At 51.9% G+C, this 22,812-nt stretch carries 22 protein-coding genes, 3 tRNA genes and 1 pseudogene; 9 read left to right on the top strand and 17 right to left on the bottom strand.

The genetic code is table 11. The annotated features are described in order from the left end of the window. Positions 1–262 precede the first annotated feature (262 nt). From NP77_RS17235 to uvrY, 10 genes and pseudogenes are all read right to left on the bottom strand, one after another. On the bottom strand, positions 263–1,066 hold the full coding sequence (locus NP77_RS17235; protein WP_231572339.1) for a tyrosine-type recombinase/integrase: 804 nt from the start codon (positions 1,064–1,066) through the stop codon (positions 263–265). Positions 1,067–1,396: 330 nt separating this feature from the next. Next, positions 1,397–2,275, bottom strand: coding sequence for a BRCT domain-containing protein (locus NP77_RS17230; RefSeq protein WP_039660980.1), 879 nt, complete (start codon positions 2,273–2,275; stop codon positions 1,397–1,399). Positions 2,276–2,820: 545 nt separating this feature from the next. Beyond that, a pseudogene (locus tag NP77_RS23865) lies at positions 2,821–3,281 on the bottom strand (IS3 family transposase); the annotation flags it as partial. 145 nt (positions 3,282–3,426) lie between these two features. Next, a complete protein-coding gene (locus NP77_RS17215) occupies positions 3,427–4,272 on the bottom strand; it encodes a substrate-binding domain-containing protein (RefSeq protein ID WP_039660978.1) in 846 nt (281 codons plus the stop codon). 301 nt (positions 4,273–4,573) lie between these two features. Continuing rightward, positions 4,574–4,660: transfer RNA gene (locus NP77_RS17210), tRNA-Leu, on the bottom strand. Positions 4,661–4,670: 10 nt separating this feature from the next. Next, positions 4,671–4,744: transfer RNA gene (locus tag NP77_RS17205), tRNA-Cys, on the bottom strand. A 40-nt stretch (positions 4,745–4,784) separates the two neighbouring features. Further along, positions 4,785–4,860: transfer RNA gene (locus tag NP77_RS17200), tRNA-Gly, on the bottom strand. Between the two features lie 152 nt (positions 4,861–5,012). After that, on the bottom strand, positions 5,013–5,561 hold the full coding sequence (gene pgsA / locus NP77_RS17195; protein WP_008925896.1) for a CDP-diacylglycerol--glycerol-3-phosphate 3-phosphatidyltransferase: 549 nt from the start codon (positions 5,559–5,561) through the stop codon (positions 5,013–5,015). A 69-nt stretch (positions 5,562–5,630) separates the two neighbouring features. After that, positions 5,631–7,463, bottom strand: a complete 1,833-nt coding sequence (gene uvrC / locus NP77_RS17190; protein ID WP_039660976.1) for an excinuclease ABC subunit UvrC — start codon at positions 7,461–7,463, stop codon at positions 5,631–5,633. After that, positions 7,456–8,115: a UvrY/SirA/GacA family response regulator transcription factor gene (uvrY, locus tag NP77_RS17185; RefSeq protein ID WP_039660975.1), complete on the bottom strand. Its 660-nt coding sequence runs from the start codon at positions 8,113–8,115 to the stop codon at positions 7,456–7,458. Before uvrY ends, uvrC begins: the two co-directional genes overlap by 8 nt. 431 nt (positions 8,116–8,546) lie before the next feature. Between uvrY and NP77_RS17180 the strand changes: the two genes are divergently transcribed. Then, positions 8,547–8,771, top strand: coding sequence for a DUF2594 family protein (locus NP77_RS17180; protein ID WP_003849983.1), 225 nt, complete (start codon positions 8,547–8,549; stop codon positions 8,769–8,771). Positions 8,772–8,803: 32 nt separating this feature from the next. Here the strand turns inward: NP77_RS17180 and NP77_RS17175 are convergent, their stop codons facing one another. From NP77_RS17175 to NP77_RS17165, 3 genes are all read right to left on the bottom strand, one after another. Further along, positions 8,804–9,415 (bottom strand): acyl-homoserine-lactone synthase, encoded by a 612-nt coding sequence (locus NP77_RS17175; RefSeq protein ID WP_003849985.1) that lies wholly within the window; start codon positions 9,413–9,415, stop codon positions 8,804–8,806. Positions 9,416–9,537: 122 nt separating this feature from the next. Further along, positions 9,538–10,260: a transcriptional regulator SdiA gene (gene sdiA / locus NP77_RS17170; protein WP_003849987.1), complete on the bottom strand. Its 723-nt coding sequence runs from the start codon at positions 10,258–10,260 to the stop codon at positions 9,538–9,540. Positions 10,261–11,407: 1,147 nt separating this feature from the next. Next, complete coding sequence (locus NP77_RS17165; RefSeq protein ID WP_039660973.1) at positions 11,408–12,103, bottom strand: extensin family protein; 696 nt, start codon at positions 12,101–12,103, stop codon at positions 11,408–11,410. 285 nt (positions 12,104–12,388) lie between these two features. Here NP77_RS17165 and cycA point away from each other — a divergent pair, with 285 nt between their 5' ends. Continuing rightward, positions 12,389–13,783: a D-serine/D-alanine/glycine transporter gene (gene cycA, locus NP77_RS17160; RefSeq protein WP_039660971.1), complete on the top strand. Its 1,395-nt coding sequence runs from the start codon at positions 12,389–12,391 to the stop codon at positions 13,781–13,783. A gap of 44 nt (positions 13,784–13,827) precedes the next feature. Here cycA and NP77_RS17155 read toward each other — a convergent pair whose 3' ends face one another. Next, positions 13,828–14,802 carry a metal-dependent hydrolase gene (locus tag NP77_RS17155; protein WP_003849990.1) on the bottom strand — a complete coding sequence of 325 codons (975 nt, stop codon included), beginning with the start codon at positions 14,800–14,802 and terminating at the stop codon, positions 13,828–13,830. 38 nt (positions 14,803–14,840) lie between these two features. Further along, positions 14,841–15,476, bottom strand: coding sequence for an HTH-type transcriptional regulator RutR (gene rutR / locus NP77_RS17150; protein WP_003849991.1), 636 nt, complete (start codon positions 15,474–15,476; stop codon positions 14,841–14,843). A 306-nt stretch (positions 15,477–15,782) separates the two neighbouring features. Between rutR and rutA the strand changes: the two genes are divergently transcribed. The 6 genes from rutA to rutG are packed head-to-tail and all read left to right on the top strand — an operon-like array spanning position 15,783 to position 20,722. Beyond that, positions 15,783–16,874 carry a pyrimidine utilization protein A gene (rutA, locus tag NP77_RS17145; protein ID WP_039660968.1) on the top strand — a complete coding sequence of 364 codons (1,092 nt, stop codon included), beginning with the start codon at positions 15,783–15,785 and terminating at the stop codon, positions 16,872–16,874. Beyond that, a complete protein-coding gene (gene rutB, locus NP77_RS17140) occupies positions 16,874–17,587 on the top strand; it encodes a pyrimidine utilization protein B (protein ID WP_033743177.1) in 714 nt (237 codons plus the stop codon). The genes rutA and rutB overlap by 1 nt, the downstream gene beginning before the upstream one ends. Before the next feature lie 20 nt (positions 17,588–17,607). Further along, complete coding sequence (gene rutC, locus NP77_RS17135; RefSeq protein WP_003849994.1) at positions 17,608–18,003, top strand: pyrimidine utilization protein C; 396 nt, start codon at positions 17,608–17,610, stop codon at positions 18,001–18,003. Beyond that, positions 18,003–18,812, top strand: a complete 810-nt coding sequence (rutD, locus tag NP77_RS17130; protein ID WP_008925889.1) for a pyrimidine utilization protein D — start codon at positions 18,003–18,005, stop codon at positions 18,810–18,812. Before rutC ends, rutD begins: the two co-directional genes overlap by 1 nt. Positions 18,813–18,831: 19 nt before the next feature. Continuing rightward, positions 18,832–19,347, top strand: coding sequence for an NADH-dependent FMN reductase RutF (gene rutF / locus NP77_RS17125; protein ID WP_003849996.1), 516 nt, complete (start codon positions 18,832–18,834; stop codon positions 19,345–19,347). Positions 19,348–19,393: 46 nt separating this feature from the next. Continuing rightward, positions 19,394–20,722, top strand: coding sequence for a pyrimidine utilization transport protein G (gene rutG, locus NP77_RS17120; protein WP_039660967.1), 1,329 nt, complete (start codon positions 19,394–19,396; stop codon positions 20,720–20,722). Here the strand turns inward: rutG and NP77_RS17115 are convergent, their stop codons facing one another. Both NP77_RS17115 and NP77_RS17110 read right to left on the bottom strand, forming a co-directional pair. Then, the gene (locus tag NP77_RS17115; protein ID WP_008925886.1) at positions 20,723–21,637 is read right to left on the bottom strand and encodes a DMT family transporter; all 915 of its coding nucleotides are present in this window, start codon (positions 21,635–21,637) and stop codon (positions 20,723–20,725) included. Between the two features lie 97 nt (positions 21,638–21,734). Continuing rightward, complete coding sequence (locus NP77_RS17110; protein ID WP_003850002.1) at positions 21,735–21,908, bottom strand: general stress protein; 174 nt, start codon at positions 21,906–21,908, stop codon at positions 21,735–21,737. Between the two features lie 293 nt (positions 21,909–22,201). Between NP77_RS17110 and wrbA the strand changes: the two genes are divergently transcribed. After that, the gene (wrbA, locus tag NP77_RS17105; RefSeq protein ID WP_003850004.1) at positions 22,202–22,801 is read left to right on the top strand and encodes an NAD(P)H:quinone oxidoreductase; all 600 of its coding nucleotides are present in this window, start codon (positions 22,202–22,204) and stop codon (positions 22,799–22,801) included. Positions 22,802–22,812: the final 11 nt, after the last annotated feature.

Raw genomic sequence — 22,812 nt, 5'->3', positions numbered from 1 at the left:
TTTCTACAAATTAACAAGGATGATTTCAAAAACAACCATACTATGATGCATCCTGTTGAATACCAGCCACAGAATGTAAAACCCATTAATAGCAAAAAAGACAATGTTACCAGAAGGAAGAAAATTACATCGGAAAGAGACATTCCTGTTGGGAAAAAATTAATTCTCAAGCAATAAACAAGAAAAATAATCACGCCTAATGCAGTTGTGAGAAGATGAAAATTTCTTGCCGTGCTCATATTAAGATACTGTCTAAGAGAAATCACTTTACGGCCTCCTTTCCTAATCTATCAAATGGGTTAAGATTGATTGCTGCTTCTAAATGTTCTGGTGAAAAGTGGCTATACCGCATCGTCATTTGAATGGTTGAGTGTCCTAGTATTTGTTGCAACACCAGTATATTTCCACCATTCATCATGAAGTGACTTGCAAACGTATGTCTCAAAACATGGGTGCGTTTACCGTTCGGCAATTCAATATTTGCTCTTTCGATCGCAAACCCGAAAGCATCATAAGCATTGTCAAATAGACGACTGCGACTTTTCGGAATTAAGGCATGAAGTCCTTTCGATATTGGGATAGTGCGATTCTTTTTACTTTTCGTATTGGTATAGGTGATTCGAAATGGCATAACTTGAGATTGCCTCAACTGCTCGGCTTCACTCCAACGGGCGCCGGTTGCAAGGCAAATACGCACAATAATGCCAGGATCTTTATTTGATGATACGTCACACTCATGGAGTAATCTTTTAATATCTTCATCGTGTAAGAATGACAGTTCGTTTTCACTCTCGCGAAAGAGCCGTAAACAATCGAGTGGATTATCACTTTTCCAACGTCCCACCCTTTTTAGTTGATTAAACACTGCACGTAAGTAAGCGTGTTCACGGTTTACTGTAGCTTCTTTCGGTAGTTTCTTGATACCATGCTTTGGATTAGCGGTGAAGTCTCCCGCCAATCGCTGCTTACGATAGCCCGCATACATTTCCTGGTTTAGTGCGAAAGCATCTGGATCACAAAGGTTATGACAGAGTGATTTCAATTTTTTGCAGCCTTGCATCGCCATTGGTCAAAGACCATCCATGTAATTCATACCAATCACCAACTCACTCACTAAGGCGAACCGTGCGAGCTTCTGCCTCAATCGCATTTGTACTGGAATCGCTACCTTTAATGAGTCTCTCTCATAAGGGTAAAGCTACGCCTCGAGTTGCAAAACTTTTACAAATTAGCTTATTTCCCCTACCCGGTGTGTAAAAATTACATGCCCGCTTACAGTTTAGGATTTTCTGACAGTTGTACAAGTCCCTCAAAAAAAATGAGGAAACCTTGCTGTATATAACAATAGTGATCAATATTATATTTCGGGCTTATAAACATGACCACATAATGAGCATCATGCAGAATGCTGGCGCCAATGTTCTTCGCTGATGATCTTCAAGGAGTGTCCCTTTTCACGATACTCAATAGCTTTTTCTATTTTTCGTCCATAGCTTTGATAGCGCCAGTCTCTTGAGCTTAGAGTTCCAATAATCAGGTAATCCAATTTTTGAGTAATGTCATCGATTACAATTCCGCCTGCCGATTCAATTTCAGCGGCACATGAGGAACGCGATCCACAAAGAAACTTTCCTGTAAGACAAATCACAGCGCCCTTGAGTTTTAACTCATCCACATGTTCAAGTGGTGAACGAATTGAAAGACCATCAACCGATCCAGTGGCTAAATCGCAACCTGTAAAAGCTATCATGGCCTCTTTAAGTTCTTCTCTTTCAACAGGTGTAACAACACCATCAGCTAAAATTTTCTCGATTAGAAGATAAAGGTCTTTACCGGGGAAGTTTGTCTTTAACAAACCATTATTGGATAACCACCAACGAAGATAGCGAATCTCATCTTCCGTTAGCTCATGATTCGACAGCATGCCTTTGCACAAACCTTCAAGCAGGTGTTTATCTGATTCGGTTGAATAGAAATCAATATCAGGAGTGTCGAGAAGATTTTGTTGAATATTTATTAAGTCGTCTTTAAATTTCTTCAATTCAACTTCTTCGATGATACCATCTTCTAAAATGGCAGTAATTTTATCCCTAATTACCTGTACGCAATAATTTTCGCTGATGGCCTCTGCTTCTAATAACCAGGTATCAAGGTAAAGTAATTCTTTTGCATCAACCTTTCCGTCACATGTCATACCCTCTATAATATTGACAAGATTTGCCAGTAACTTATCTCTATTGCGTGTGTAGTTATAAACACTGAGTTTTCTGTCCATAGCACCCCCAATTACATTTTATGTTTGATACTGCTTATAACCTTGATGAGTAATACCACTTGACAACAGACTAATTCAACACTCCATAACCCATTGATCTACCAGTATTTTATCTTTATCTTCGCGTCACACAACATCCTAGCGCTGAGTTTTCCAAATTCCATCAGACGGTTTGGCAACATCTTTAGCGACCAAATAAAACGTGTTAACTCTCAGCACCTGAATAACTTCAACGTTTATGACCTGAAGAAAGCTAAGAATCCTGAATTGATAACGACTCCTATGACCAGCATCAATCTTTCGAAAAATTCGCTCTGCATGGGGAACCATACGATTTCAATAACTTATCAACTAAATCTTGTCTACCTGAAAATTCTATTCGAATTTTTCATCACATGAACGTTAATCAATTCAAATTTAAAATGCAATGGTGTAAATATTGAAGAAGCAAATGCAAACACCCGTTTTTACCTCAACGAAGATGGATGTGTGAGCATCCCAGCGTTGGTCCCATACACACCTCTAAAAGTTCCAATTTTCAGCCATCAGTTGCTCCATTCCGGAGTCAGGATGCTCAGGGATTCATAAGGCCGCTCATTTTTATATTCTATCAGCCAGCGCTCTGTAATTTCTCGTGCTTCATTTAGTGTTATGAGCAGCTAAAAATCCAGGGTTTCTAGCCAGTATGTCCGGCTCGATAAATTCGAGCTGCACGCCATGTTCTTCGGCCCATCCTGCCAGCGCCAATGAGATCTGTTCTGGCCCGGAGTCCAGCCGCATCTTCAGGTATTAGTCGTGATTTACCACGCCCTTGTCCAGCCCAGGGACGACTCGTTGAGCCGGACATTAAGGTCGGTTTCTATCGTCAGCGTATAGCATTTAGCATTTAGCGTTTAGCGTTTAGCGTTTAAAAATCATCCACCACAATGAAGGTCAGGCAACGTCTGCCGCAGACCGGCGCATCGTGCATATAATCAATTGACCCGCTCTGGTTTGACGCCTGTGGCATGCACCACCGCCACCGCCGCCAGGCAAAGAGGCTCCACCACCCCCTCCGGGCGGGCAGCAGCCAGTTGGCGCACCAGGCGGTGTTGGCCCGGCAGGACAACCGCAGGGATAGTCTGTTTCAGCCAGTCTGCGTTGCAGGCTGGCTAATGCCGAAAGGCGCAGCCGCAGGCTGACATTTCTCCTGGCGCAATTTTGCCAAAATGGGAGTGGCGACGCGCTAATTGCCCCTGCACTTGACTGGTGACAACGTGCTGCCCCAACCAGCGATCTAACGCGTTGCCCATAATTTGCCTGATATCAGGTGACCAGCTGGTAAGATGCCAGGTAGAGCTCCGGGCTTCCTCACTGTCTCCAAATCCCGCCACCGCAATGTGGGCACCCTGACCAAAATCACGGATTGCCTGTATCGCACCAAAGGCCAGGAGATCGCTTTCACAGAAGAGTGCCTGAATACGATCGGCGGCACGGGTCTTTTTCAAATAATCCATCATCGCCTGATACGCGCCATCACGATCATCTGCCTCTGAAGTCAGCACAGCATTCAGCACCCTGCCCGCCGCCTGTAGTGCCGTGCTATAGCCCTGCTTTTGCGCGCCTTCAACAGGCTGGCTTTGCATAAAGCCAAACCGCTGATGCCCTTCCGCGAGCAGTAATTCCGATGTTACTTCCCCTGCCCGCCGCGCATCCGCTTGCAGTTCAGGCTCCGCGTCAATCTCAAGCACCGGCAAATTGCAGGTATCTGTAATGCGGTTGCCGGGTAGCAGTATCAACCCCCGCGTCGCAAGCGGTTTCGCCTGCCGGATGAGTGCTGTCAGAGCTTCTTCGCTATCGGCACTCAACAGCACGGTGATAGCACCGCGAACATTAAGTTGCCGCGTTACCTCGTCCAGCATTTTCTGTTGATACGGATTGAGCAACTGGCTGGCGACAATACCAATAACCGGCGGTAAAGCCGAAAGGGCTGAGTCATGTTTGAAAGGTCTGGTCATTGACGTTAACGTCTCTGCAACGGCAAATAATACCCACCACTTTACGATAAACCAACCTGTTTCAACAGGTTATGAAATTCGACTCAGGCCGCAAAAATGAATGAAATCAGATGTAATCAGGTTTGAATTGGCAAAGCAGTGACACGGATAATGAACGGTTATTCAGCACTGAGACGTGATGCCAGTTGAAAAGCCTAAGGATGTGAGGTGCCAGCCATGCCAGATTCCGGGCACAAAAAAACCGCCTCTGAGGGGCGGCTTGACGACACTGCTTATCATTGATTTTATTGGTAAAGCGATATGGTGCCCGGGGCGGGACTTGAACCCGCACAGCCTTACAGCCGAGGGATTTTAAATCCCTTGTGTCTACCGATTTCACCACCCGGGCTGGGTGTAACTGGAGGCGCGTCCCGGAGTCGAACCGAGGTACACGGATTTGCAATCCGCTGCATAGCCACTCTGCCAACGCGCCTTAAACTATGATGCCGCCAGGCTAACCTGACATGCGAATCTGGAGCGGGAAACGAGACTCGAACTCGCGACCCCGACCTTGGCAAGGTCGTGCTCTACCAACTGAGCTATTCCCGCAATTTTCAGCAATCTTATCGAACCTGCTGATTTTGTTTATCTTCTGGCAGCCTGGCTGCCGTTCGATGCGATGCATTCTACTTAGATGACGCAATGAGTCAATAAAATTATCCTCACAGACCATCCGTTTGCTGCTTTTTAAATCGTATCGATCACGGTTCGAGCAAATCACCGCGCGCCGCGCTTAAATACTGGAACATCGACCAGAAAGTCAGCACTGCAGCAATGTATAACGCCACCACGCCAATCGCTACAACGGTGGCATCTGGGCGCCACAGCAGTGCGAAGAGAGACAACATTTGCGCAGTCGTTTTGACTTTACCAATCCAGGAGACAGAAACACTACTGCGCTTGCCAATCTCCGCCATCCATTCACGCAGCGCAGAGATAATGATCTCGCGGGCAATCATGGTTGCCGCTGGCAGAGTAATCCACCATGCGTGAAAATGTTCTGCCACCAGCACCAGCGCTATCGCGACCAGCACTTTATCAGCAACCGGATCGAGGAATGCGCCAAAGCGCGTCGTCTGCTTCCAGCGGCGCGCCAGAAAGCCATCAAACCAGTCGGTAACAGCAGCAAAAATAAAGATCAGTGCAGTAGCCAGCGGCGCCCAAATGAACGGCAGATAGAAAGCCAGCACAAAGAACGGGATGAGCACAACTCGAAACAGGGTGAGACACGTCGGGATGTTTAATTGCATATGCCGGTAACTGTCTGGATATAGGTAGAATTTAACCTATGTTCCTACATTGCCCCCCCCGTTTCAATGTTAGTGTTTCAAGGAATAGTATATTTTTTCTGCCAGCGCATGCGAGATGCCTGGTACATTTGCGATCTCCTCCACCGAGGCATTCATTAACGGTTGCAGGCCTCCCATGTACTTAAGCAGTTGCTGACGTCGTTTCGGCCCGACGCCTTCGATGCTTTCCAGTGCACTGGTGTTCTTCACTTTGGCCCGTTTTTTTCGGTGACCTGAAATTGCATGATTGTGAGCGTCATCACGAATGTGTTGAATCACATGCAGTGCAGGTGCATCAGGTGGCATCGAAACGCCCTCCCCTTCAGCCTCAAAGAACAGCGTTTCCAGACCGGCTTTACGGTCGCTGCCTTTAGCAACGCCGAGTAAAATGGGCTGGTTTTTATCCCAGGGCACATCCAGCTCGGCAAAGACCTGTATCGCCTGTGACAGCTGACCTTTACCGCCATCAATCAAAATCACGTCGGGGATCTTATCTTCTTCAATCGCTTTGCCATACCGGCGTCGCAACACCTGGTTCATGGCGGCGTAGTCATCTCCCGGCGTAATGCCGGTAATGTTGTAGCGACGATAGTCGGCACGCAGCGGACCATTCTGGTCAAACACCACGCAGGAGGCGATGGTCTGCTCACCCATGGTGTGACTGATATCAAAACACTCCATGCGTGTGATCTTGTCGAGCTCAAGAAACTCTGCCAGCGCATTCAGCCGCTGGTGGATGGTAGAGTGCTGAGACAGACGCGTGGTTAACGCTGTCGCGGCGTTGGTGCGCGCCAGCTTGAGATAGCGGGCGCGATCACCGCGTGGCTTGCTTTGAATGTTAACCCGACGTCCCGCCAGTTCACTTAGGGACTCTGCCAGCAACTCGCGCTCTGGCAAAGTAAAGTCCAGCAGGATGTCGCCAGGCAGCGTACGTGCTTCACTGCCCTGCAGGTAGAACTGCCCGACGAAGGTCTGCACGACTTCGGCCAAATCAGTGTCCACAGGCACCTTCGGGAAGTAGCTGCGGCTGCCCAGCACTTTGCCCTGACGAATGAACAGCACGTGAAGACAGGCCATGCCCGCCTCATAAGCCACACCCATCACATCCAGGTCATCGCCCTGATTGGAGACAAACTGTTTTTCGGTGATGCGCCGCACGGCCTGAATCTGATCGCGCAGCCGGGCCGCTTCTTCGAAACGCAGGCCAATGCTCGCCTCTTCCATACGTTTAACCAGCTGGTTAAGCACCTGATCATCTTTACCGGCCAGGAACAGGCGCACATAGTCGGTCTGCTGCGCATACTCTTCCTCACTGACCAGCCCGGCAACACAGGGGCCGAGACAGCGACCAATCTGATATTGCAGACAGGGCCGGGAGCGATTGCGGTAGACGCTATTTTCGCACTGGCGAATGGGGAAAACTTTTTGCAACAGTCCCAGCGTTTCACGCACCGCATAGCCGTTCGGGAACGGGCCAAAATATTCGCCTTTGGCATGCTTTGCCCCACGGTGCATCGCCAGTCGCGGATGAGTATCGCTGCTGAGAAAGATGTAGGGATACGATTTATCGTCGCGCAGCAGAACGTTATAGCGCGGCTGGTAGAGCTTGATGTAGTTATGTTCAAGCAGCAGCGCTTCGGTTTCGGTGTGGGTGACGGTGACATCGATGTGCTGGATATTGCTGACCAGCGCTTCGGTTTTTCGGCTGCCGACCTGAACGCGGAAGTAACTGGTCAGACGCTTCTTCAGGTCTTTGGCTTTGCCTACATAGATGACGGTGCCTGAGGCGTCATACATGCGGTAAACACCGGGCTTGCTGGTTACCGTACTCAAAAAGGCTTTGGAATCAAAAACGTCATTCACTACTGATTAACGGCTCCGCATTATAGAGGCCATGTCGAATGGCCAGATGCGTTAACTCTACATCGCCACTGATATTCAGCTTACTGAACATCCGATAGCGGTAACTGTTAACGGTTTTAGGACTGAGATTTAACTGCTCTGAAATTTCCGTCACCTTTTGTCCCCGGGTGATCATCAGCATAATCTGCAATTCCCTTTCCGACAAACAGCTAAAGGGGGATTCCGCTTTTTGCGGCTCAATCTGACTCAGGGCCATCTGCTGAGCGATGTCTGATGCGATATATCGCTGTCCGGCATTCACCGAGCGAATTGCATTGACCACTTCCTGGGGTGCTGCCCCTTTACTGAGGTAGCCTGCTGCCCCCGCCTGCATAACTTTAGCAGGCAGCGGACTTTCCGTATGAATAGTCAGCATAATGATTTTGATATCGGGATTGTAACGCACGATTTTGCGCGTCGCCTCCAGTCCGCCGATGCCAGGCATGTTCATGTCCATCAGGATCACATCAACCTGGTTAGCACGGCACCACTTAGCCGCATCCTCACCACAGTTGGCCTCTCCGACCACGGCCAGACCTTTAACATCCTCCAGGATGCGACGGATACCGGTACGGACAAGCTCATGGTCATCAACAAGAAGCACACTGATCAACGGGGAAACTCCAGAGGCTGAAAAAGAGGAAGCGACTAACGATTTCAAGCGATAATCATACCCGCTTTTACCTCAAAAGCACATCAACAAAGTAAAACAGTCCTGGCTTAGCCTGTTCACTTTTAGTCTGGTCCAGCCTGAGTTATCAGACATTTCCTGAAACAGAAAGCACCGTCAAACATTCCTTAAAGTCTCACTATTTCATGACATTAACAACTGGTACTACGGTTACCCGGCGCTGCAGTGACAGGTCAGCTCGGTTGGGAAGCTCTCGTTGATTACTTTCAGCGATTGATTAGTTGCACTGGACAAACCTGCTGTTTCAGACGAAACGAACCGGCTGCATCAGCAACATACTGACGCTGTGATATACTCACGCACTGCTGTTCGGACAGATTGCCGACACGTTGTCATTCACCAAGGAGATACACATGAGCGATGAAGATTTTGCAACTTCGCAGGAAGCCCGGAAATTAGCGGATGAAATCGCGGGGCTGAAGATGATGATCACCCTGATCCTGAAAGGTATGGGCCAGGCTGATGCTGGAAAAGTGATTATCAACATGGAACGCTATGTACAGACGCTGGGCGACAAGCCTCAGGCGGAAGTGTTCAGCAACACCATTAAGCAGATTAAAACGGCCTACCGTCAGTAACGCTTTTGCCCCCAGTGGCGGGGGCATATACGCTAACTGTGCGCCTGCCAGTTAACGGAAACGCCCAGCGTTGGCAGTACCTCTTCCGGACTGAAACGCCTTGTTCCCCGATACTTCTCTGCCAGCGCTGGCTGTTCCACCGGAATCCTGATCGCAAACAGATTATCTTCTGACAGAATAAGTCCCGGCGTTAGCGGCTCATACACCACCCCATGCTGTTCAAACATCTTTTCCAGCATCGGCGTTGCTGAACTAATGATGTACTCCATGCCATTGAGTTCTGCCATCTGCACCGCGTGCCAGAGAATATTCAGCGGCAGTTCGGCGTCGACCTCCAGCCGGGCCGAGAAGCGCGACATTTCCCACACTCTCTCATGGCTGAAAGGCAGCACAATGCCTTCGCTCTGCTCAGGTTCAAACCAGGGCATCAGACGTGCACAGCCGCTGATTCCTTCACGCGCATTCCATGCGATTAACCAGGTCACATCTGAACGATCATAGCGATCATATTCCTGTCCTGGCGTACTCAGACGGGGCGGTATTGACCACCCTTCGCCGCGCGCAAAGACGCTGTAACGGTAGCTGCCGAGTTCGGCAAGCAACGAGGATGGCATATCCTTTAATTGCGTTTGCACTATTTTCATCATGCGCCTCTGACATCCCCATTTTTACAATGATTTCTTTGCGCCAGCCTGACACAGTCCCGGCGCAGGGTAGACAACAGACCTGTACAAAGGAACTGCCAAATGTAGCAGTTGTTTTATGTTCAAATCAGTCCGATTGCTGCTGCGTAGCAGGCAATCTGCGTTTTATTGGAAACATTGAAACGCTTTTGCATATTTTTTTGGTGAAAATTAACGGTATGTTCAGAGATGGATAAAATAAGAGAAATTTCGACCGCCGTTTTTCCTTCACCCGTCCATTTCAGAATTTCCAGCTCACGCTGACTAAACTCTTTTTTCAGTACCATCATTGCATCATCGCTAAAGCGTTCCAGCGTATCCAGGCTTAGTTCCGCTAAAAGGTGCAGTTTTACTTCAAGCTCTTCGTGGCAGAGCTTGAGAGGAATGGGCTGTTGCGATGATATAGATAATATACCAAGCGCGCGATTTGGTGCCATTGCAGAGCAAGAAAATCCGCTCTGCAGCCCATACTCTCTTGCCTCACGCCACAGATTGCCGGCACCAGCGAACATTTCTTCTGTCCACATCAACCCTCTTCCCGGTCGCTGACACAGCGAGAGTACTGGATCGACAGCGTAATAATTCTGCTTCTCATAACGTTTAACCCATAATTTGGGATAGGTGCTATGCAGATGAATACGCGGCCGGCTAAAGGGCACCGGATGCTGAATCAAAAAAGCGAAATAATCGAAACCTAATGACTCAGTAAATTGTTGCAATAATGGCTTCAAATCAGAACATGCCATTAATGCCTGAAATTGTTGTTTCACCTCACTTCGCCAGGCGAAATAATTTTCAGTACTCATATTGCCTCAACGTTAATTTCACTCGCTCTTGCGGAAATATTCATTCGGATTCATCGGATAAATTAAATTAGCATAAGTCATTTAATTCATCGTCAGGGATGAACCCGTCGCCCTGCGGGGCCAATTAACCTTTCACCTTGTGAGCGGAGTGAAAAAGCTTGCTGGCAATGGTAATGTGAGGTCGATCACAGCAATTTCAATCACCCCATGAGAATAAGATTTTTCTGATAGGATTTCAATCCCCGATATCGGGCATCACTTTATCATTTGCCAGTAATTTCAGATAAAGATATTCAATAACGCGTCACATCGCTGAGTAAATAACGAGTAAACAATGTGTTAAATAGCGATTATAAGCGAGACGGCAGGCCTGGTTGACTGACATATTTTTCATCAGGAAATAAGCGCGGCTTAGTTATTGTCGCCTTAAGTCCAGGCACTGGCAGCCAGTTATGTGGCTGTTTTACTCATCTTCACGACAGATTCCCGGCTTCCGGCAGGTATTCAGCAGGTCATGATGGCACATCTACCTTCATTTTTTTGCCTCTCTTCGTCAGGCCTGGCCATGCGCTGTTAATAAGAACATTCTGCTCATGCATTGCATGGCGATATTCTCTTCTGAACCCTTCCCATCACGGCAGGACTTTTCTGTTTATCTGCCCTCACTAAGCCCTGGCCGGGAAAATCAGCTTCACTCCTCTCCCGGTGTCAATAATGCTATAGCACAAAACACTATTTATAGCATCTGTACATCAATTACTGATTCTCTTTTAATCAATTAAATCACTTTATCGATAGCCATAAACCGGAACCACATAAAATAGATTTACGGAATAAAAATCGCCCATCACGCTTAAGACAAATTCATATTAATACGATTATTCTTACAAGTAAGATCGTGAAAAAATTTCATTATAACGTGGAGCCTGTTAGCACCATCGATGCTGAAAAATCGCGCAATCCATTAATCCCGCAGGCGTAAATTTATTTTAAATAATGGACCTGAAAAAGGCGCTTTTTCGGCACCCTAATCTGTCGTCAGGCTAAATCCCGTGTGATTCGGGTTCTGCGATGAAAACTGGGTGGGTTTTGCAAACGCTGTCAGAACACTCCTTAACCAAACACGGTATTAAGCCTGTCTGATGATTTATCGGCAGTACCCTGCTCCTCGCATACCCAGATGAAAATGTGAGGCATGTGCAGCATTGTAATCCGGGCCGAGCGCATTGCCGAACACCTCACAGCCGCCACGCCACAACGTATGTAACATCGCCGCCTTTTCTTCTGGCTGTTGCCAGTGACGACTGACCTCAAGCCGCTGACCATCAGCCAGCTGAAAGCCTGTGACATCCCACGCATCGGCGGTGGCATGCTCGCTAAGCCGCCCTTGTGTGCGGTGATAGATGTTACGACAGGCATAGCTGCCGACATGCGTAATTCGTACCAGCGGACTGTGCATATCCCTGGCGGTCTGTTCACGACTGTGAAGCGCATACATCGTACTGGCGACTGCCATAGGACAGCTGGCGAGAAAACTGCTGCTGAGGCTGATCGGACCGAATTTCTGGATCCTCAGCGGATGAGTAAGCGGGCATTTACCTGTTACAGGTGGACGCTCAGTGAAACTGACCCAACCCGCCTGTTGAGCACCGCGCATCACCGCCAGACACGCCTCAGGATTGCTGGCCAGCCTTTTCATTTTGATCTGCGTCATCCAGCCCGGCGGGTCGGTGACAGAGAGCGGTGTAAACGGATTGAACTGCGGCGGCAGATGCTGCTTAAGCCAGGGTAAGCTGCCCCACCCCAGCGCGATTAACAGCAGAAACAGGATAAGCGTACGCATAGTCCCCTGTGCAGCATGATGATAAGCAAAAAAAAAGTGTAGGGGCAAAAAACCCTTTACGCCGTCTGCCTGACATTACGTGATGAATCATTACTCAGACTGACGCAGTAATAACCAGAATGACCCGCTGCCACCGTCATTGCGCCTGACCGGTATCACATCAGGTAAAAAATTGTTACCGGCTTTGGGGTGACTTCCTCTATCTTATCCGACTTGCCCTCAGGCAGATGCCTTAACTAACAGCCAGCAGAGCTGACACAACATCAAGACAGGAAAGACAATTCTATGGTTGATCAATCTAAAGAAACCGCACGCACCCAGGATGCGCCTGATAAATTACAGCGCAACCTGCACAACCGTCACATCCAGCTAATCGCCATCGGTGGCGCTATCGGCACCGGCCTGTTTATGGGTTCCGGTAAAACCATCAGTCTGGCCGGTCCCTCGATCATTTTTGTCTACATGATTATCGGCTTTATGCTGTTCTTTGTGATGCGCGCCATGGGGGAGTTGCTGCTCTCCAACCTTGAGTACAAATCTTTTAGCGATTTTGCGGCTGACCTGCTTGGTCCGTGGGCGGGATATTTTACTGGCTGGACTTACTGGTTTTGTTGGGTGGTGACAGGCATCGCTGACGTGGTGGCCATCAGCGCCTATTTCCAGTTCTGGTTTCCGGGCTTCTCAATCTGGATGAGCGCTCTGCTCTGCGTAGTGGTTTTTCTGGCGCTGAACATTGCCACCGTCAAGCTGTTTGGCGAAATGGAGTTCTGGTTCGCAATCATTAAAATCGTCGCCATTGTGGCGCTGATTGTGACCGGGATTGTGCTGGTGTCTGTTCACTATCCTTCACCGGGTGGCGGCACGGCGGCACTGAGCAACATCTGGGATCACGGCGGGATGTTCCCGAAAGGTCTCAGCGGCTTCTTTGCCGGGTTTCAGATTGCGGTGTTTGCCTTTGTCGGTATTGAACTGGTGGGCACGGCAGCAGCTGAAACCCACAATCCGCATAAAGTCTTACCGCGTGCTATCAATGCGATTCCACTCAGGGTGATCATGTTCTACGTGCTGGCACTGATGGTCATTATGGCGGTAACGCCGTGGACCCAGGTCATGGCCGATCGCAGTCCGTTTGTTGAGATGTTCGTCCTGATTGGTCTGCCTGCTGCAGCGAGTATCGTCAACTTTGTGGTGCTGACCTCTGCCGCCTCTTCAGCTAACAGCGGTATCTTCTCCACCAGCCGTATGCTCTATGGCCTGTCGCAGCAGGGTGTCGCCAGTCGCGCGTTTGGCCGGCTTTCCGCCCGTGCGGTCCCTACCACGGGTCTGTTTTTCTCCTGCCTCTGCCTGCTGATTGGCGTAGCGTTGATCTATTTGATCCCGGATGTCATGAAGGTTTTTACGCTGGTGACGACCGTCTCCGCCATCCTGTTTATGTTCGTCTGGACCATCATTCTGTGCAGCTACCTGGCCTACCGTAAAAAGCATCCGCAGCGCCATGCGGAGTCGGCCTTTAAGATGCCGCTCGGCAAATTCATGTGCTGGGTTTGCATGGCCTTCTTCGCCTTTGTGCTGGTGCTGCTGACGCTACAGGAAGATACGCGCCAGGCGCTGATGGTTACGCCACTCTGGTTTGCCCTGCTGGGTGTGGGCTGGATGCTGCGTAATCGTCGCAGCCGCTAATCGGTAACAGCATGGAAAAAGCCCGGTCATCTGACCGGGCTTTTTTACAGGCGCTCGCCCAGTGACGAGAAAATGGCGGATAAAGAGGGGCGTTCATAAGGTAAACGCTGTGGCCGTGCATCGGGATGCTGAGGCGAGCCCAGACCAAAGGTGAACGTATAGCTATCGCCTTCGCCCATACGAAGGTCGGCAATTGTCGTCTCTCCATCCTGCTCACGCAGGGCGTAAAAACCGTGGCTGAACCAGGCGACACGTTCTGCATACCAGCTGCCCCGAAAAGCGTCAAACAGCTCAGGATGCCGCGGATACCATGTCACCTGCAGGGGACGCGACGGCGAGAGCAGTGACCAGTAAGCTTCGCCGTAGCGTTCCGGCGTCATAATCACGCTGCGCCAGACCAGCGTATTAAACGCAGTGGGCGTTACCAGCACGTGATTAGCCGCAATCCCCTGTGTCGTCAGCGACGCCCGAATTTGCCAGCCTGCCACGCCCTGAATCACCACGCTCCAGACCAGATACAGTGTACTCAGCGTCAGTCCGACACGGTTACCGCGGATGCCTTTGTCACCGCGACGCCAGAGCGCAACGCCCAGCCCTGTCAGCAGTGGAAATGTATAAAGGGGATCAACGATATAAATACTGCCGATGGCATAGGGATAATCGGTGAGTGGCAGACCAAGCTGGGTACCATAAACCGTCATCAAATCAAGCAGCGGATGGGTAATCAGAGCCAGCCAGATCGCAGGCCACCATGCCAGCCACTTCACCCGCTGACGACACAGTGCTGCTACGAGCCAGGCAATCAGTGGCGATGCCAGCGTAAGCCAGAGCAACGCATGCGTTTCTGTGCGATGCAGCGTCATGTTGCGTATCGCATCGCCGTGGTCAATAAACACATCCAGATCGGGTAAGGTGCCGCAGACACCGCCCACCAGCGCGGCCTGCCAGATCGGCGCCCGTCGTCCCATCACGGCAACACTGACTGAGGCACCCAGTACGAACTGCGAAACAGAATCCATTAATTCACTCCGTTACCGAACGATGAATGTGGCCCGATTTAGCGTACGCGAATCCCTTCAATGATCATGCGCTGAACATTATCAACAGCCTGGTCGAAAAACGCCGGATCGCTGAGTGTCTGACCGGTGACAGCCTCAACCTGGGTAGCAAAATCGGCGTAATGCTGTGTGGTGGCCCATAGCATAAAGATCAGATGCTGCGGCTGAACGCCTGCCAGCCGTCCCTCATCAATCCAGCGTTCAATAATGGCCGCCTTGTCATCCACCAGTTGCTTGAGATCGCCCGCCAGCTCACCTTTCAGCAGCGGTGCGCCCTGCAGCATCTCCAGACAGAACAGCCGCGAAGCCTGAGGATGATCGCGCGACACTTCCAGCTTCAGCCGGATGTAGCGCCGAATAGCGACGAGCGGATCCTGATCGTGGGCCAGGGCACGCAACGGAGCCAGCCAGACATCCAGAATCTGCTTAAGCACCGCCACATAAAGCACTTCTTTTGAGGGAAAATAGTAGAGCAGATTGGTTTTAGAGACATCGGCCAGCTCAGCCACCTTATCAAGGCTGGTGCCGTGAATGCCAAACTGTGAAAAGAATGTTAACGCCGCTTCCAGTATAGCGGCCCGCTTCGCTGCAACCGCACGCGATCGACGCGTTGGTTTTTTTTCATCGGTATTCACAGGTTTACCTCATCCATCTGGTGTCAGCGCATCATAGCAAAGGGATTCATTGCTGCCCAATCCACGACCTGCACCTTTTTTGCCCAGGTTGCATGTAAAACGTGCAGCGAATTTTGACCAGATGGTCCGAAATGGACCAGTGACTCCACTTACCTCTTTCGGGTTAAATTTAACTCATTGTTATTTAAAAAAATAAAAAATGTGGCACACAGTTTGCAGAATTGTGACTGAGCGCAGCCCACAAGGACGTAGCAGGATGCAGTGCAGCGCGTGAAATACCTTTCCCCCATCGCAACGAGGTTTCACATGAAGATAGGCGTCTTTATTCCGATTGGTAACAATGGCTGGCTGATTTCATCCAATGCGCCGCAGTACATGCCAACGTTTGAACTGAACAAAGCCATTGTGCTGAAAGCAGAGCATTACCATTTCGACTTTGCGCTCTCGATGATCAAACTGCGCGGCTTTGGCGGTAAAACAGAATTCTGGGATCATAACCTGGAGTCATTCACGCTGATGGCAGGCCTGGCTGCTGTCACGTCACGTATTGAGATCTATGCCACTGCGGCCACCCTGACGCTGCCTCCGGCCATTGTGGCGCGCATGGCGTCCACCATTGATTCCATTTCAGGCGGTCGTTTCGGTGTCAACCTGGTAACCGGCTGGCAGAAACCAGAATATGAACAAATGGGAATGTGGCCTGGCGATGAGTACTTCGGCAGCCGTTATTCTTATCTGACCGAGTACGTTACCGTGCTGCGTGACCTGTGGGGCACCGGAAAATCGGACTTTAAAGGTGAGTTCTTCACCATGAACGACTGCCGCGTCAGTCCGCAGCCACAGCGCCCGATGAAAGTTATCTGCGCCGGACAGAGCGATGCCGGCATGGCCTTCTCTGCTCAGCACGCCGATTACAACTTCTGCTTCGGCAAAGGTGTGAACACCCCTTCTGCATTCAGCCCGACCTCGATTCGCATGAAGCAGGCCGCTGAAAAAGCGGGTCGCGATGTCGGCTCCTATGTGCTGTTTATGATCATTGCTGCCGAAACTGACGAAGAAGCGCGGGCTAAGTGGGAACACTACAAAGCGGGAGCGGATGAAGAGGCGCTTTCATGGCTTACCACCCAGAGTCAGCAGGACACCAAATCGGGCAGTGACACCAATGTACGTCAGATGGCGGATCCGACCTCAGCGGTCAATATCAATATGGGCACCCTGGTCGGTTCATACGCAAACGTAGCGCGGATGCTGGATGAAGTGGCGCAGGTTGAAGGCACGCACGGCGTGCTGCTGACCTTTGATGATTTCCTGGAAGGTATTGAAAACTTCGGTCAGCACATTCAGCCCCTCATGACCTGTCGTAGTGCCCTGCTTGATGCACAGCAGGAGGTGGCATGATGAGTACCGTTTATTGCGCCCATACTCAGGCGCTTCCTCAGGTCGAACTGCCTGCCCGTCCAGAGCCGATCGCCTTTCCGCCAGGTCAGACAGCGCTGATTGTTGTGGATATGCAGAATGCCTACGCCACTGAAGGAGGTTACCTCGATCTGGCCGGGTTTGATGTGTCTGCCACGAAACCGGTGATTGCGAAAATTCATCAGGCGGTGACCGCGGCCCGTGCCGCTGGCGTTCAAATCATCTGGTTCCAGAACGGCTGGGACAGTGACTATGTTGAAGCGGGTGATGCCGGTTCCCCTAACTTCCACAAATCGAATGCGCTAAAAACCATGCGCAAACGGCCTGAACTGCAGGGCACGCTGCTGTCGAAGGGCGGCTGGGATTACGCGCTGGTGGATGAACTGGTGCCGCAGCCGGGTGACATTGTGCTGCCAAAATCGCGCTACAGCGGTTTCTATAACACCTCACTTGACAGCACGCTGCGCAGTCGCGGGATCCGGCATCTGATTTTCACCGGCATCGCCACCAACGTCTGTGTCGAATCGACACTACGCGACGGCTTCTTCCTGGAATATTTCGGTGTGGTGCTGGAAGACGCCACCTACCAGGCGGGTCCGCCCTTTGCACAGCAGGCGGCCCTGTTCAATATCGAAACCTTTTTTGGCTGGGTATCGGATGTCGATACCTTCTGCGAAAGCCTGAATACCCGCTAATCCACTAAAAGGACGTCACTATGCCGAAAAGTATCATTGTTCCGCCAGGCACCACCACACCTATCGCCCCGTTTGTCCCCGGCACGCTGGCGGATGGCGTGGTCTATGTCTCAGGTACGTTGCCGTTTGATGGTGACAACAATGTCGTCCATGTGGGTGACGCCGCCGCGCAGACCCGCCACGTGCTGGACACGATTAAAAAGGTGATTGAGACCGCCGGTGGCAGCATGGCTGATGTGACTTTTAACTCGATCTTCATCACCGACTGGTCGAATTACGCCGCGGTGAATGAGGTTTACGCCGAATACTTCCCGGGTGAAAAACCGGCACGTTTCTGCATTCAGTGCGGACTGGTCAAGCCTGACGCGCTGATTGAAATCGCCAGCGTGGCGCACATCGGCAAACCGGAGGTCTGATGCAGCTGGATTTTCTGGGTCTGCAAAACCCTGAGGCACCGACGCTGGTGCTCTCTTCGGGTCTGGGCGGGGTGGCGGGTTTCTGGCAGCCACAGCTGGCGGCACTGACCGCACGCTATCGGGTCGTGCTCTATGACCAGCGCGGGACCGGTCGCAGCGCGGAGAGTTTACCGGAAGGTTACAGCATGGCGATGATGGCCGCAGAGCTGGCCGAGGCGCTGGCGCAGCACGGCATCCTGCGCTTCAGCCTGATCGGTCACGCGCTGGGCGGTCTGGTGGGGATGCAGCTGGCGCTGGATTATCCGGATCGGATTGAAAGGATCGTGGTAATTAACGGCTGGCTGACACTGCATCCGCATACCCGCCGCTGCTTCCAGGTACGGCAGGATCTGCTGCTCAATGTCGGCGTCGAGGCTTTTGTTCGTGCTCAGCCGCTGTTTCTCTATCCTGCGGAGTGGATGGCAGAGCATCAGACGCGGCTGGAGCAGGAGGATAGCCATCACATCACCCATTTTCAGGGGATGGAAAACCTGATGCGTCGGCTGCACGCCCTGATGAGCGCCGATTTCAGCGCACGGGCCGCCGCCATTCCGCAACCGGTGCTGGTGATTGCCAGCCAGGACGATCTGCTGGTGCCGTGGAGCTGCTCAACCGAGCTGGCCGCGACGCTGCCCAACGCCACTGAACAGATGATGGCCTGGGGCGGCCACGCCATGAGCGTCACCGACCCTGAAAAATTTAATGCCCTGCTGCTGCAGTGGCTGGATCAGACTGATGACGTGCAGCCGCTGCAGCGCGTCGCAGGATAACCCTTTCGCGGAGAACACTATGAGCCTGGAAACCCTTACCCCAGCCGTTGAGAAAACAGAGTTTCGTAATGCGATGTCGCGGCTGGGTGCTGCGGTCAACATTATTACCACTGAAGGACCGGCTGGCCGCGCAGGCTTTACCGCTTCTGCTGTGTGCAGCGTCACTGATTCGCCACCGACGCTGCTGGTCTGCCTGAATCGCTCTGCCTCGGTTTACTCTGTATTCCGCGAAAACATGCAGCTCTGCGTCAACACGCTGGCTGCAGGACACGAAACGCTTTCCAATCTTTTCGGCGGAAAAACGCCAATGGCTGATCGTTTCATTGCGGCTGAGTGGTCAACGGCCGTGACCGGATCGCCGGTACTGAGCGGCGCAGTGGCCTCCTTTGACTGTCGTATCACGCAGATTGTCAGCGTCGGTACGCATGACACGCTGTTCTGTGAAGTCGTGGGCCTGGTTCGTAACGATGATACCCACGGCCTGGCATGGTTTGACCGGGGATATCATCCCCTGATGCGGCAGGATGCCTGTTAACACTTCCCTGTAACCCACCGGCATTCATCACGCTCTGGAGTAGACGATGGCACGATCCTGGTTTCCGCAATGGCAAAAGAAGTCGGCACTAACAGAAAACGGTATTATCGCCCCGGATGAGACACTCCCTCTGGGACAAACGCTGGTGCTGGGTTTACAGCATGCGGTGGCGATGTTTGGCGCAACGGTGCTGATGCCGCTGCTGATGGGGCTGGATCCCAATCTGGCGATTCTGGTCTCGGGTATTGGCACGCTGCTGTTCTTCTTTATTACCGGTGGTCGGGTACCCAGTTATCTTGGGTCAAGCGCCGCCTTTGTTGGCGTGGTGATTGCGGTAACCGGCTTCAGTGGTCAGGGACTGAATCCAAATCTCAGCGTGGCGCTGGGCGGTGTCATCGCCTGTGGCGTTCTTTACACGCTGATTGGGCTGGTGGTAATGAAGTCAGGCACGCGCTGGATCGAAAACCTGATGCCGCCGGTAGTGACAGGCGCGGTGGTGATGGCGATCGGGCTGAATCTGGCTCCAATCGCGGTTCACAGCGTCTCTGCCTCTTCATTCGACAGCTGGGTCGCGGTGATGACCGTGCTCTGTATCGGTCTGGTGGCGGTGTTTACCCACGGGATGATTCAGCGTCTGCTGATTCTGGTCGGCCTGATTCTGGCGTGGGCGATCTATGCGATTCTGACCAACGGTCTCGGACTGGGCAAACCGGTCGATTTTACGATGCTGTCACAGGCTGCCTGGTTTGGCCTGCCGCACACCACCGCACCCACTTTTGATCTGCAGGCGATGGTGCTGATTGCGCCGGTGGCGATCATTCTGGTGGCTGAAAACCTCGGGCATCTGAAAGCGGTGGCGGGCATGACCGGCCGTAACCTCGATCCTTACATGGGACGTGCTTTTGTCGGGGATGGACTGGCCACCATGCTCTCTGGTTCGATCGGCGGAAGTGGCGTGACGACCTATGCCGAGAATATTGGCGTGATGGCCGTGACTAAAGTCTACTCCACGCTGGCATTTGTTGCGGCGGCCGTCATCGCTATCCTCGCCGGTTTCTCGCCGAAGTTTGGTGCGCTGATCCACACCATTCCGGCCCCGGTAATTGGCGGCGCATCCATTGTGGTGTTCGGACTGATTGCGGTGGCAGGCGCACGCATCTGGGTGCAGAACCATGTTGATTTAGGTCAGAACAGCAACCTGATTATGGTCGCTACCACGCTGGTTCTTGGTGCAGGGGATTTCGCGCTGAAAATCGGCTCTTTCACACTTGGTGGAATCGGTACCGCCACGTTTGGCGCGATTATCCTGAATGCCATTCTGCGACGCCGCAGTGGGGCATCGCAGGAAAAGCCGCTTGCGCGGCAGCAGGGTTAACTACTCCAGCGGTGTGGCTACAGGCTGCACCGCTTTTTTTCGTTTCAGCCGCAGTTCACTGACGATCACCCCGCAGACGATCAGCGCCCCACCCAGCAACGCCAGAGCAGGCAGACGCTCACCCGCAATACGTCCTACTACCCCAGCCCATACTGGCTCTCCGGCATAAATTACCGTGGCACGGGTTGGCGAAACGCTGCGTTGCGCCCAGTTCATGGTGACCTGAATCAGCGCACTGGCCGCACCCAGTCCCAGAGCACTGAGCAGCAGTGGTGTTGATATTGCGGGCACCGTCTCGCCATTGGGGACCATCAAAACAAAGGCAGACACAGACGCCACCGCCAGCTGGATCAACGTCACGCGGCGCACATCGACCTTGCCGGCATAACGACTGATCAGGATGATCTCGGCGGCAATTGCCAGCGTGCTGAGCAGCGTCGCTATTTCACCAGCATTCAGGCTAATACGGCCATCCTGCGGCCCGGCCACCAGCAGTAATCCGGTAAACGCCAGCACAATCCCCAGCCATGACATGATGCCCGGCGGACGGCGTAAAAACAGCCACTGTAGCAACGGCACCACCGGAACATAAAGTGCGGTAAGGAAAGCAGATTGACTGCTGGAGATGGTCTGCATTCCCCAGGTCTGCAGGCCATAGCCACCGGCGATCGACAGGCCTATCAGCGTGCCCGCTTTCACCTCCAGCCAGGTCATGCCCGCCAGATACCGCCGGAAAAAAAAGGCCAGCAGTAGCGCGGCGGTGGCAAAACGCAGGCCAACAAAGAAGAATGGACCGGAGTGCTGCATCGCCCGATGCACCACCAGAAAGGTGCCGCCCCAGATCATGGTGATAAAAAGTAATACCAGCTCCTGCCGCGTCAGGCGCAGGGTTAAACCGCGGGGTGTGTCCGACATAATTCACCTGATGATGTGTCCGGACGATATTGTGGTGAGAGCGAGGAGGAAAAGCAACGACGTTCACCGCCGGTAAGCGCCGGCGGTGAACGCCAGGTTATGCGTCCGCTTTTTTAGGGCTGCTGCGTCCCCCTTTCTCACCGGCGCGTGCTGCGCGCTGCGGATCATTTTTAAAATTACCGCCGCTGTTTTTTCCGCCTTTACGTCCCGCTTCAGCGGCACGCTCACGGTTTTCAGCAAAATTTCCTGAACCTCCACGATGTGCTGTCATGATTTGCTCCTTTCGCGTAGTGCGATTAATAAAGAACCAAAAGCAGAAGGCTGAAGTGCGAAACCAGCCCATGCTTAAATAATAGCCAGACTCTGCATAAACTCATCATGCAGTCACATTTCGCAACAGAGTAATCACCAGTAATTTGCTTAAAGAACGAACATTACGCCGGTTTATCACCGATTATCTGCAGGATTATTGCCCGATTCATTCGCCACGATGTCTGTATCGCCTGCGTAAAACAAAAGCTCTTCTATACTTTTTCTGGACGTCAAAACCACCTGGAGAGATTTATGGCCAAGATTCTGGTGCTCTACTACTCGATGTACGGACATATTGAAACAATGGCGAACGCAGTTGCAGAAGGCGCTCGTCGGGTTCCCGGCGCGGAAGTGGATATCCTGCGGGTACCAGAAACAATGGAGGCCGATCGCTTTGCACAGGTGGGCGGCAAAACCAATCAGCAGGCTGCAGAAGCTTCGCCTGAGATGCTGCCGCACTATGACGCAATTATCGTCGGTACCCCGACCCGCTTTGGCAACATGGCCGGGCAGATGCGGACGTTCTGGGATCGCACTGGCGGTCTCTGGGCATCGGGTGCACTGTTTGGCAAGGTTGCCAGTGTCTTTACCTCAACCGGTACTGGCGGCGGTCAGGAACAGACTATTACGTCAGTCTGGACCACTCTGGCCCATCACGGCATGGTCATCGTTCCTATCGGCTACGGAACCAAAGAGCTGTTTGATATTTCTCAGGTTCGTGGTGGCACACCCTATGGTGCGACCACGCTGGCGGGCGGCGATGGCTCGCGTCAGCCTACAGAGGCGGAACTCAATATTGCCCGTTTTCAGGGTGAACATGTTGCCGGACTGACTGTGAAACTGCAGGACTGATTTAATCAAGG

Origin of the sequence: Pantoea sp. MBLJ3 (genome assembly GCF_000816655.1) — a bacterium.
GTDB classification, from domain to species: Bacteria; Pseudomonadota; Gammaproteobacteria; order Enterobacterales; family Enterobacteriaceae; genus Pantoea; species Pantoea eucalypti.
Note: the sequence above shows the minus strand (reverse complement) of the source record. Positions and strands in the feature narration are given on the sequence as shown.

What these genes read in the sequence shown, in the direction of transcription:
- NP77_RS17235 (WP_231572339.1), bottom strand. Translation starts at nt 1,066, where the DNA reads ATGGCGATGCAAGGCTGCAAAAAATTGAAATCACTCTGTCATAACCTT.
- NP77_RS17230 (WP_039660980.1), bottom strand. Translation starts at nt 2,275, where the DNA reads ATGGACAGAAAACTCAGTGTTTATAACTACACACGCAATAGAGATAAG.
- NP77_RS17215 (WP_039660978.1), bottom strand. Translation starts at nt 4,272, where the DNA reads ATGACCAGACCTTTCAAACATGACTCAGCCCTTTCGGCTTTACCGCCG.
- pgsA (WP_008925896.1), bottom strand. Translation starts at nt 5,561, where the DNA reads ATGCAATTAAACATCCCGACGTGTCTCACCCTGTTTCGAGTTGTGCTC.
- NP77_RS17180 (WP_003849983.1), top strand. Translation starts at nt 8,547, where the DNA reads ATGAGCGATGAAGATTTTGCAACTTCGCAGGAAGCCCGGAAATTAGCG.
- NP77_RS17175 (WP_003849985.1), bottom strand. Translation starts at nt 9,415, where the DNA reads ATGAAAATAGTGCAAACGCAATTAAAGGATATGCCATCCTCGTTGCTT.
- sdiA (WP_003849987.1), bottom strand. Translation starts at nt 10,260, where the DNA reads ATGAGTACTGAAAATTATTTCGCCTGGCGAAGTGAGGTGAAACAACAA.
- NP77_RS17165 (WP_039660973.1), bottom strand. Translation starts at nt 12,103, where the DNA reads ATGCGTACGCTTATCCTGTTTCTGCTGTTAATCGCGCTGGGGTGGGGC.
- cycA (WP_039660971.1), top strand. Translation starts at nt 12,389, where the DNA reads ATGGTTGATCAATCTAAAGAAACCGCACGCACCCAGGATGCGCCTGAT.
- NP77_RS17155 (WP_003849990.1), bottom strand. Translation starts at nt 14,802, where the DNA reads ATGGATTCTGTTTCGCAGTTCGTACTGGGTGCCTCAGTCAGTGTTGCC.
- rutA (WP_039660968.1), top strand. Translation starts at nt 15,783, where the DNA reads ATGAAGATAGGCGTCTTTATTCCGATTGGTAACAATGGCTGGCTGATT.
- rutB (WP_033743177.1), top strand. Translation starts at nt 16,874, where the DNA reads ATGAGTACCGTTTATTGCGCCCATACTCAGGCGCTTCCTCAGGTCGAA.
- rutC (WP_003849994.1), top strand. Translation starts at nt 17,608, where the DNA reads ATGCCGAAAAGTATCATTGTTCCGCCAGGCACCACCACACCTATCGCC.
- rutD (WP_008925889.1), top strand. Translation starts at nt 18,003, where the DNA reads ATGCAGCTGGATTTTCTGGGTCTGCAAAACCCTGAGGCACCGACGCTG.
- rutF (WP_003849996.1), top strand. Translation starts at nt 18,832, where the DNA reads ATGAGCCTGGAAACCCTTACCCCAGCCGTTGAGAAAACAGAGTTTCGT.
- rutG (WP_039660967.1), top strand. Translation starts at nt 19,394, where the DNA reads ATGGCACGATCCTGGTTTCCGCAATGGCAAAAGAAGTCGGCACTAACA.
- NP77_RS17115 (WP_008925886.1), bottom strand. Translation starts at nt 21,637, where the DNA reads ATGTCGGACACACCCCGCGGTTTAACCCTGCGCCTGACGCGGCAGGAG.
- NP77_RS17110 (WP_003850002.1), bottom strand. Translation starts at nt 21,908, where the DNA reads ATGACAGCACATCGTGGAGGTTCAGGAAATTTTGCTGAAAACCGTGAG.
- wrbA (WP_003850004.1), top strand. Translation starts at nt 22,202, where the DNA reads ATGGCCAAGATTCTGGTGCTCTACTACTCGATGTACGGACATATTGAA.